The sequence below is a fragment of the Arsenophonus sp. ENCA genome (assembly GCF_002287155.1).
Taxonomy (GTDB): Bacteria; Pseudomonadota; Gammaproteobacteria; order Enterobacterales; family Enterobacteriaceae; genus Arsenophonus; species Arsenophonus nilaparvatae.
This window is the reverse complement of the sequence record NZ_NHNG01000814.1, coordinates 1-738: the sequence shown is the minus strand read 5'-3', so window position 1 is coordinate 738 and position 738 is coordinate 1. Positions and strand designations below refer to the sequence as shown.

At 43.2% G+C, this 738-nt stretch carries 1 protein-coding gene; it reads left to right on the top strand.

Features of this window, described 5'->3' with window-relative positions; translation table 11 throughout:
- The first annotated feature begins 27 nt into the window (after positions 1 to 27).
- Positions 28 to 375, top strand: a complete 348-nt coding sequence (locus tag CBG25_RS21090; protein WP_290609012.1) for a hypothetical protein — start codon at positions 28 to 30, stop codon at positions 373 to 375.
- Positions 376 to 738: the final 363 nt, after the last annotated feature.

Below are 738 nucleotides of genomic sequence, written 5' to 3'. Positions count from 1 at the left end.
TAGAAGAAAAAGGATAAGGTAAATAGCATGTCATCACTTAAATCCCGTTTATTGGCACCGGATGGTTATGTTGAAAAGCATATTCTCTTTGGTGCTGAGGTTTATTTACGCCGCTTAACAATTGCGGAGCTGGATGCGTATGAACAGACGTTAAAAAAGGCGCAGGACAGCGGCTCGAACACGCAGGCAAGTATTGCAGGGGCTAACCTGATTTTGCAAACGATTTGTGATAAAGCAGGGCAACCCTTACCCAAAGAAGAATTACCCACGGCTGAAGAACTCATTGCTACAAAATCTACCCACACATTGATTGAAGCCCTCAAGTTTGTTCAACAATTTAGCTGTGGCAGTCTGGATAGCGCTAAAAAAAACTAACCGACTCCGCTCGTTTACGCTTTCTTTTTCAACTTGCTGATAGATGGGGTGAACCTGACCCGCGCAAAATTGCGGTTTTACCGAACGAAATACTTACGTACTGGCAAGCGTTTTTTCTGCTGGAAAGGGAACCCAAAGTTGCAGATATTAAGGAAAATGAAGTCATTGCACATAATGATGTTAATCAACAATGTAATAACGTTATGAGGATATTAAATGGCTGATTTGGCAAGTCTTTCGGTGGCACTGCATCTAAATGCCGCCAGTTTCAAATCACAGCTAACGGATGCTTACAGTACCGCGGCAAATGAATCCCGTAAATTCACCGGTCAAGTTGAAAGTAGCGCCAATGTAAGCGCACGC